The organism is Agriterribacter sp., from assembly GCF_035444585.1.
In the GTDB taxonomy this organism is placed as follows: Bacteria; Bacteroidota; Bacteroidia; order Chitinophagales; family Chitinophagaceae; genus Agriterribacter.
Map to the genome: position 1 here is coordinate 1 of NZ_DAOMOZ010000212.1, position 8,223 is coordinate 8,223.

Sequence of the window (8,223 nt, forward strand, 5' to 3'; positions counted from 1 at the left end):
AGCGCCTACCACCAAACCTACACCAATGGCGCCCAGCACACCCCATTTGGTAAATTCATGTCCGCGAAGCGACATGGTTTCGGGTAAAATATAATAAACCAGTCCAATAGAAGCCAGTGCCGTGAGCACAATGGAGCCCCAGTTCCCCATGTTCAGCGCTTTCTGCACGTTGTCGGTATTGATTCCTGCCTTATCGCTTACTTTAACGAACCATGTACCAACAATTGAAAAAACAATACCCACCGCAGCGATCAGCATGGGCAGCAATATGGGAGCCATCCCTCCAAAATTATCAACCGAAACGGTTTCCTGCCCCAATACCATGGTTGCCAGCACTGTTGCCACATAAGAACCGAACAGGTCGGCTCCCATGCCAGCCACATCACCTACATTATCGCCTACATTATCGGCTATGGTTGCCGGGTTACGCGGGTCGTCTTCCGGAATTCCTGCTTCCACTTTTCCTACAAGGTCTGCACCCACATCAGCGGCTTTTGTATATATACCGCCGCCTACACGGGCAAATAGTGCGATACTTTCAGCGCCCAAAGAAAACCCGGTAAGTATTTCAATCGCCTTTATCATGGCATGATTGTATTCGGTTGTTCCCGGTGCAATGCCGCTTACAAACTGCAGGTATAAAATAATGAATACGCTTCCGAGCCCCAATACGGCCAGGCCTGCCACACCGAGACCCATTACCGACCCCCCCGTAAACGAAACCGACAATGCTTTGCTAAGACTGGTTTTAGCAGCCTGGGCAGTGCGAACATTGCTTTTGGTGGCGATGCGCATACCTATATAACCGGCTACAGCACTAAATACAGCACCTGCAACGAATGATATAGCGATAGACCAGTGGGAATGGGGATTTGCCTGCGCCATAACCCCCAAAAGGATGGCAACGATCACAACGAAATAGGCCAATATTTTCCATTCTGCCTTTAAAAAAGCCATCGCACCCTCTGCAATGTAATTGCTGATTTCCTTCATGCGGTCGGAGCCCGCATCCTGTTTAACAACCCAGTTGAATTTTACAAAAGTGTAAAGTAATCCAAGCAGCCCCAGAACGGGTACCAGATAGAACAATTTGTCCATAAACGTTAAGTTCTTGTATATTATGTTTTTGGGACGGCAAAAATAGGGGTTTCGGGCTGAAAAATACCATTTAGGTAAAATAAACACCGGTTTTTATGCGCGCAAAGGCCGCAGGTATGCACTCAATAATATCTCCTGCCGTCATAGCTTCCTCCGTTTGTTGTTTTGCGGCTATATCTCCTGCAAGTCCGTGCAAGTACACACCGGTTAAAACAGCCTGTTCGGCATTGTTGTATTGTGCAATCAGCCCCAATAATATGCCGGTAAGCGCATCACCGCTACCTGCGGTGGCCATACCCGGGTTGCCGGTGGGGTTAAAATACCCTTTTCCGCCGGGTGTGGCTATGAATGAATAATTTCCTTTTATTACAATATATACCTGTAGTGCTTTGGCCTTTTGCAATGCCAGTTCAAGCCGTTCAAAATCATTTTTTGCGGTTCCAAACAGCCGTTCAAACTCTTTTGGATGGGGAGTGAGGATGGCATGTGCCGGTATTTTTAAATACAGGCGCTGATCGGCGGAAAGGAGGTTCAAACCATCGGCATCAATGACCAGTCGCCTGGGCTTTTTATCCAGCAGGGCTTCTAAAACAGCGGCGCCTGTGTTATGCTGCCCCATGCCCGGCCCAATAGCATATGCATCATATTCAGTTCTTAGCATTAATGAAGTATGATGGTTTTCATTGATGTCTGTTACGCACATGGCTTCGGGAACAGTTGATTGTAAAATGGTATACCCGCAGTTGGGAATATAACAGGTAAGTTTACCTGCCCCGCTGCGCATACAGGCTTTTGCTCCAAGCACAGCAGCACCCATCATACCATGGCTGCCTGCAACCAGGGCGGCATTTCCATAAGTTCCTTTATGAGAAAATTTTTTTCGCGGGTGAATGAAGGAGTGGATGGTTCCCTGCTCCACGATTTCAAAGCCGGCTGCTGTGTCATTGTAATATTGACGGTGAAGTCCGATATCTATAACGTGAACATTGCCCGTATATGCCGCATTTTCCGGAAGTAAAAACGCCGGTTTCATTACCTGCAGGGTTAACGTATGCGTGGCATTAACAATGACGTTATCTTTTGAACTTTTATCCGCAAAAAGTCCACTGGGCATATCAATGGCAATAACCGGGTTTCCGCAACGATTGATATGGTCAACCAATGCGGCCTGCAAGCTGCTTAGCGAACGGTTTAGTCCATTGCCAAAGAGCGCGTCAATAATAATATCAGCGGATGAAATAACCGGGAAGTCTGTTTCTTTTTCCAGCAGCTCTATCCGGGATGTTAATGCCTGCAGCCTTTCCAGGTTGGTAAGGAAATCGGCGGAGTTTTTTCCGGCACCCCCCAGTATAAATACCTGTACTGTGTTTTTTTTAAGAATGAGTAGCCGGGCTATGGCCAGTCCGTCGCCGCCATTGTTGCCGGGACCGCAGAACACGGTATACTTTTGAGGAGCCGGCATGGTAAGGTCTATCCAGTTGCAGCAACGCATAGCGGCTCTTTCCATCAGGGCAATAGGAGCTATCGGTTCATTTTGAATGGTATACTGGTCCCATTGCCTGATCTGTGCAGCAGAAAATAGCTTCATGAAATTTTCTTGGAACAGTAAAATTAGGGAATTATAAGGGTTACAGGTTGCGCAGGTTTCAGGTTATGGGCCTTGTACCCTGCAACACCCATACATCTACTCCTCTGTATCTTCGTCGGTATCATAATCTCCAAAAGCAGGGAAAAGCTTTTTTGCCAGGTAGATATTGCGGTTGTACCTGTTGCCGAGTATTATAATGGTAGCCGAATCTTTAAGTATCCGGGCAAAGACCGTATTGTTGCCATGCCACCACCCGTTGTGGTAAATGATTTTTTCGTTGTTGGGATATTCCAGCATTCTCCATCCCAAACCATAATTTTTTATGCCTTTTTTTTCATAGCTGTAACCTGCATAAGCCGAATCAAGGGTAGACTGTTTAAACAGGTTGCCATAACTAAGGGCTGTCTCCCATTTCAACAGGTCGCGGACCGTGCTGTATATGTTTTTATCACCATATACGGCATCCAGAAAAGTAAATGCTTCCTGTTTGTTCCTGTTATTGTATGAGGGAAGCGCTCTTGAAGAGTCGGACATGGTAAAAACATAGCTGTTGGTCATGCCCAGCGGCGCGAAAAAGTTTTCATAAATAAATTGCGGGTAGGGCACCCCGCTCACCTTTTCTATAATAAGCGCAAGCAATGCATAATTGGTGTTGCAATAATGAAATGACCTGTCTGGCCTCGCTACCTGTAATCTGTCTTTGTTGGAAACTAAAAAATGCAGCACATCTTCATTGTACACTATCTTTTTCCTGTCCCAGCCCATTTGTTCCATTACATGAACATAATTAGGCAGGCCGCTGCGGTGATTCAATAAAGTTTTTACGGTAATGCCTTCATAAGGGAATCCCGGAAGGTAAACAGAAGCTTCATCGCCGATCTGCAATTTACCCTGTTCCCAGAGTTTGAGTACAGCCATGGCCGTAAAGGTTTTCGAAACCGAAGCGAGGTGCAGTGCGCTGCCGGCATTAAGCGAATCTTTAGCGCCGATATGGCCGTAGCCGGCATATTTTTCAAAAATGATCTCACCTTTTTTGGCCACCAGGAATTCTCCGCTGAAATGAGTTCTCTCCAGCACATTTTTGTAAAATTCTTCGGAAGCATTGTAATACCGTTTAAATTCTGCTTCCGAAATAGCGGGCTCATGTACTACAGAATCCTTTTCGGGAGCGGGCTGGGGCTTGTTTTTTTTGATGGTGGAATAGTAACAACCGGGGGCAAAAAAAGAGATCAGTAAAATATAATAAACAAAGTTTTTCATCTGGATTGATTAGAAAATAACGTTGAAAGGCAATTACTTATTACTTTCGCGTTGCAATTTTACAAATAAAAAAAATGAGTGACAAAAAACGGACCAGTTATCCAAAAGAAAAGATAAACATTTTATTGCTGGAAAATATCAGTGAACAGGCGGCACAAAATTTTAGAAAAGCGGGGTATACCTCTATAAAAAGAATAGGCGGCGCGCTGCCCGAAAAAGAACTCATAAAGGAAGTTAAAGAAGCCCACCTGCTGGGCATCCGATCCAAATCGCAAATAACACCTGCAGTGCTCAATGCTGCCGGTAAGCTTCAGGCCATAGGCTGCTTCTGTATTGGCGTGAACCAGGTCAATCTCAACCAGGCTACAGCAAACGGCGTAACGGTATTCAATGCGCCTTATTCCAATACGCGGTCGGTAGCCGAACTGGTTATAGGGCTTTCGGTTATGCTTATACGCCGCATCCCCGATAAAAATAAAGCCGCCCATGAAGGGAAGTGGCTAAAGGATGCCAAAGGAAGCTATGAATTGCGGGGTAAAACGCTGGGCATTATTGGTTATGGAAACATTGGCGCACAGGTGAGTGTGCTGGCAGAGGCCCTGGGTATGAAAGTGATTTTTTATGACATCGTTACACGCCTCCCGCTGGGTAATGCCCGGTCACGCAAAAGCATGAGAGAGGTTTTGCAGGAAGCCGACATTGTAACCCTGCATGTGCCGGAAACACCGCAAACCAAAAACCTCATCAGCGCTGCTGCATTTAAGCATTTTAAAAAAGGATCTATTCTGATCAATTATGCACGGGGGCAGGTGGTGGATCTGGATGCTTTGGCCCTGGCCCTGCAAAACAAGCAGCTTTCAGGCGCGGCTATCGATGTATATCCTGCAGAACCTGAGAAAAACGGCGATGCATTCCATACGCCTTTGCAAAATTTGTCCAATGTTATTCTTACCCCGCATATAGGCGGTTCCACCGAGGAAGCGCAAACAAACATAGGTGAAGACGTGAGCCTGAAACTGATCAATTTCCTGGAAACGGGCATTACTACAGGCTCGCATACGGTGCCTGAGCTGTCGATGCCATTGCAGGAGGGCGCGCACAGGATACTGCATATTCATAAAAATGTACCGGGTGTTCTGTCCCAGATCAACACGCAGTTGTCTTCTCATCACATCAACATCCTGGCACAGTATCTTAAAACCAATGATGAAATCGGATATGTGGTGCTTGATGTAAATAAAAACCTTTCCAAAGAGGCTATGACCTTGCTGAAGAGCATTAAAGAAACAATAAAAGTGCGGGTGTTGTACTAAGCTCCGGGTGTCACATGCCGTTGGATGCCTGATCTGAAATTTGAAATTGGATTTCGCTTCGGATTTCGGAGTATCCCTTTATTCCGTCTGACCCTTCTTAAGTTGGGTGCCTACCGCATCACAGGCCCTTCTGCTTCAAATCTCTTCTACGGAATATCAATATACTTATGCACCTGCAGGCTGAGCTGCCATTGCGGGTTTGCTTTTATATAATCAATGATCAGGGGGGTTACGGTTGCCGCTTTGCTCCATTCCGGCTGGAGGTACAGCTTACAGTCTGCATTCGTTAATGCTGCAAATTTTTCGCCCCACGCAAAGTCCGATTTATTGTAAATGATTATTTTCAGTTCGTTGGCAAAAGGGATCACCTCAGGCAGCGGTGCTTTGAATTTTTTGGGAGAAAGACATATCCAGTCCCACACACCGCTCATCTTACTGCTGCCCGAAGTTTCGATGTGGGTCCGAAAGCCGGCAGCCTGCAATGCTTTTGTAAGCAATTCAAGGTCGTAGAGCAATGGCTCCCCGCCTGTTACTACCGCTATGATATTATTGTTGCCGGCCAACCGGTATGCGGCAGGAACAGCCTGCAGGGCAGTGTTAACAATAACATCAATTGATTTTTGCGGATGTGCATCAGCGTCCCAGCTTTCCTTTACGTCGCACCAAACACAGCCTACATCGCATCCGCCAAGGCGAATGAAATAAGCGGCTTTTCCCTGGTGGGCGCCTTCTCCCTGGAGCGTATAAAATGACTCCATAACAGGAAGTGTTGTTGCCGGGATGTTTATTGCTTTTTCCAAAATCAGATCAATATTTACAAAGCAACGGGTTCTTTAAAAAACTCAGCTCCCAAACGATAAATCATAAATCATTTCACTATTGTTCCTTTGTGGCGGCAAGATAGGTATTCTGCATAAGAGCGGCAATCGTCATTGCGCCCACTCCGCCGGGCACCGGGGTAATATAGCTGCATTTGGGAGCAACGGTTTCAAATTGTACATCTCCTTTAATGGCATAGCCTTTCTTTTTGCTTTTGTCTTCTACCCTGGTAATGCCCACATCAATTACTATAGCTCCCTCCTTCACCATATCTGCGGTAAGGAATTCCGGCTTGCCCAGGGCAGCTACAATAATGTCCGCCTGCAGGCAAATGGTTTCCAGGTTGCGGGTATGCGAATGGCAGAGCGTTACGGTGCAGTTGCCGGAAGGCGTATTTTGGCTGAGGAGAATGCTAATGGGGCGGCCTACGATATTGCTTCTTCCTATTACCACGGCATGTTTGCCTTTTGTTTCAATTTTATAATGTTCCAGCAATAACAAGATGCCGTAAGGTGTAGCCGGGATATAAGCAGGTTGTCCCTGGATCATTTTACCAATGTTGGCAGGATGAAAGCCATCTACATCTTTTTCCGCCGCAATGGTGTTGATCACTTTTTCTTCGGCAATTTGTTTGGGCAGCGGTAGCTGAACCAGGATCCCGTCAACATCATCATCCGCATTCAGCTCCTGTATTTTTTGAAGCAGAACCTGTTCCTCCACATCTGCGTTAAAGCGGATAAGTGTGGATTGGTACCCTATTTCCCCGCAGGTTTTTACTTTTGAGGCAACATAGGTTTCGCTGGCGCCATTATTGCCCACTAAAACGGCTGCCAGGTGAGGTGTTTTTTTGCCTTTTTTTTTGAGGGCATCCACTTTTATTTTTAAGTCGTTCTTTACAGCCTGTGCTACCAGCCTGCCATCTAATATTTGCATGGCGCAAAGGTAGATGTGAAAATCGAAAAGGCAAAAGCGAAATCAGCAGGATATTTAATAACCCTTTCCGCCTAAAAACCTTTCCGCTTATTTTTATTTGCTCTGATGTGTTCTCTATCTTTGCTGTATGTTATCCATCAGCACCCGTGGGCAGTTGATGCCGGCATCGCCCATCCGGAAATTGGTTCCTTATGCCGAGGCGGCAAAGCAGAGGGGCATTACGGTATATCATCTCAATATAGGGCAACCCGATATTGAAACGCCCCGGCCCATGCTGGATGCAGTTCGTCATTCGGATTTTAAAATACTGGAATATAGCCACAGCGCCGGTAATGAAAGCTACAGGCGTAAGCTGGTAAACTATTACAAAGCTGCCGGCGTAACAATTGATCATACGCATGTTCTCATTACAACCGGTGGATCGGAAGCGATCTCTTTTGCTATGATGAGCTGCCTTGATGCGGGAGATGAAGTGATCATTCCGGAGCCTTTTTATGCCAACTATAACGGGTTTGCTGTGGCGGCGGGAGTAAAAATAGTGCCTGTAACTTCTTATATTAAAGATGGATTTGCACTGCCGCCAATTGCTGATCTGGAACAAAAAATAACCAGCCGTACAAAAGCCATTCTTATTTGTAATCCCAATAATCCTACGGGATACCTGTATAGCAGGGAGGAGCTGGAAACCTTAAAAGCCATTGTTCAGAAGCATGGACTGTATCTTTTTTCAGATGAAGCATACCGTGAATTTTGTTATACCGGCACCCACTTCAGCGCCATGCAATTAGAAGGAGTAGATGAAAATGTAATATTGCTGGATACCATTTCCAAGCGGTACAGCTCTTGCGGGGCAAGGATAGGAGCGTTGATCACAAAGAACAAACAGGTAGTGGAAACGGCTATTAAGTTTGCACAGGCCCGACTTAGCCCGCCGTCTTTCGGGCAAATTGCGGGGGAAGCTGCCTTAGATCTGCCGGCTGATTATTTTGAGGCCACCAAAGCTGAGTATCAATTGAGACGTGATACACTGGTGTTGCGATTAAATAATATCCCGGGCGTATTTTGTCCCAATCCCGGCGGTGCTTTTTACGCTATGGCCCAGCTTCCGGTAGATGATTCCGACGGGTTCTGCCAATGGATACTTGAATCCTTTTCTTATGAAGGACAAACGGTAATGATGGCGCCGGCAACAGGTTTTTACGGAACGCCCGG

At 46.3% G+C, this 8,223-nt stretch carries 7 protein-coding genes; 2 read left to right on the forward strand and 5 right to left on the reverse strand.

What is annotated here, in order from left to right:
• The 3 genes from PLH26_RS17840 to PLH26_RS17850 form a co-directional block, all read right to left on the reverse strand.
• Positions 1-1,098 (reverse strand): sodium/proton-translocating pyrophosphatase (locus tag PLH26_RS17840; RefSeq protein WP_324587391.1); only part of this gene is annotated, 1,098 nt, incomplete at its 3' end.
• Positions 1,099-1,168: 70 nt separating this feature from the next.
• Positions 1,169-2,686, reverse strand: a complete 1,518-nt coding sequence (locus tag PLH26_RS17845; protein ID WP_324587392.1) for an NAD(P)H-hydrate dehydratase — start codon at positions 2,684-2,686, stop codon at positions 1,169-1,171.
• Between the two features lie 96 nt (positions 2,687-2,782).
• The gene (locus tag PLH26_RS17850; RefSeq protein ID WP_324587393.1) at positions 2,783-3,946 is read right to left on the reverse strand and encodes a serine hydrolase domain-containing protein; all 1,164 of its coding nucleotides are present in this window, start codon (positions 3,944-3,946) and stop codon (positions 2,783-2,785) included.
• A 74-nt stretch (positions 3,947-4,020) separates the two neighbouring features.
• Here PLH26_RS17850 and serA point away from each other — a divergent pair, with 74 nt between their 5' ends.
• On the forward strand, positions 4,021-5,259 hold the full coding sequence (gene serA / locus PLH26_RS17855; protein WP_324587394.1) for a phosphoglycerate dehydrogenase: 1,239 nt from the start codon (positions 4,021-4,023) through the stop codon (positions 5,257-5,259).
• Positions 5,260-5,405: 146 nt separating this feature from the next.
• Here serA and PLH26_RS17860 read toward each other — a convergent pair whose 3' ends face one another.
• Entirely contained in the window at positions 5,406-6,059 is a 654-nt protein-coding gene (locus PLH26_RS17860; protein WP_324587395.1) for a 7-carboxy-7-deazaguanine synthase QueE, read from the reverse strand.
• A 76-nt stretch (positions 6,060-6,135) separates the two neighbouring features.
• Positions 6,136-7,011, reverse strand: a complete 876-nt coding sequence (locus PLH26_RS17865; RefSeq protein ID WP_324587396.1) for a bifunctional 5,10-methylenetetrahydrofolate dehydrogenase/5,10-methenyltetrahydrofolate cyclohydrolase — start codon at positions 7,009-7,011, stop codon at positions 6,136-6,138.
• A 127-nt stretch (positions 7,012-7,138) separates the two neighbouring features.
• Between PLH26_RS17865 and PLH26_RS17870 the strand changes: the two genes are divergently transcribed.
• Positions 7,139-8,223 (forward strand): pyridoxal phosphate-dependent aminotransferase (locus PLH26_RS17870; RefSeq protein WP_324587397.1); only part of this gene is annotated, 1,085 nt, incomplete at its 3' end.

What these genes read in the sequence shown, in the direction of transcription:
- PLH26_RS17865 (WP_324587396.1), bottom strand. Translation starts at nt 7,011, where the DNA reads ATGCAAATATTAGATGGCAGGCTGGTAGCACAGGCTGTAAAGAACGAC.
- PLH26_RS17845 (WP_324587392.1), bottom strand. Translation starts at nt 2,686, where the DNA reads ATGAAGCTATTTTCTGCTGCACAGATCAGGCAATGGGACCAGTATACC.
- serA (WP_324587394.1), top strand. Translation starts at nt 4,021, where the DNA reads ATGAGTGACAAAAAACGGACCAGTTATCCAAAAGAAAAGATAAACATT.
- PLH26_RS17850 (WP_324587393.1), bottom strand. Translation starts at nt 3,946, where the DNA reads ATGAAAAACTTTGTTTATTATATTTTACTGATCTCTTTTTTTGCCCCC.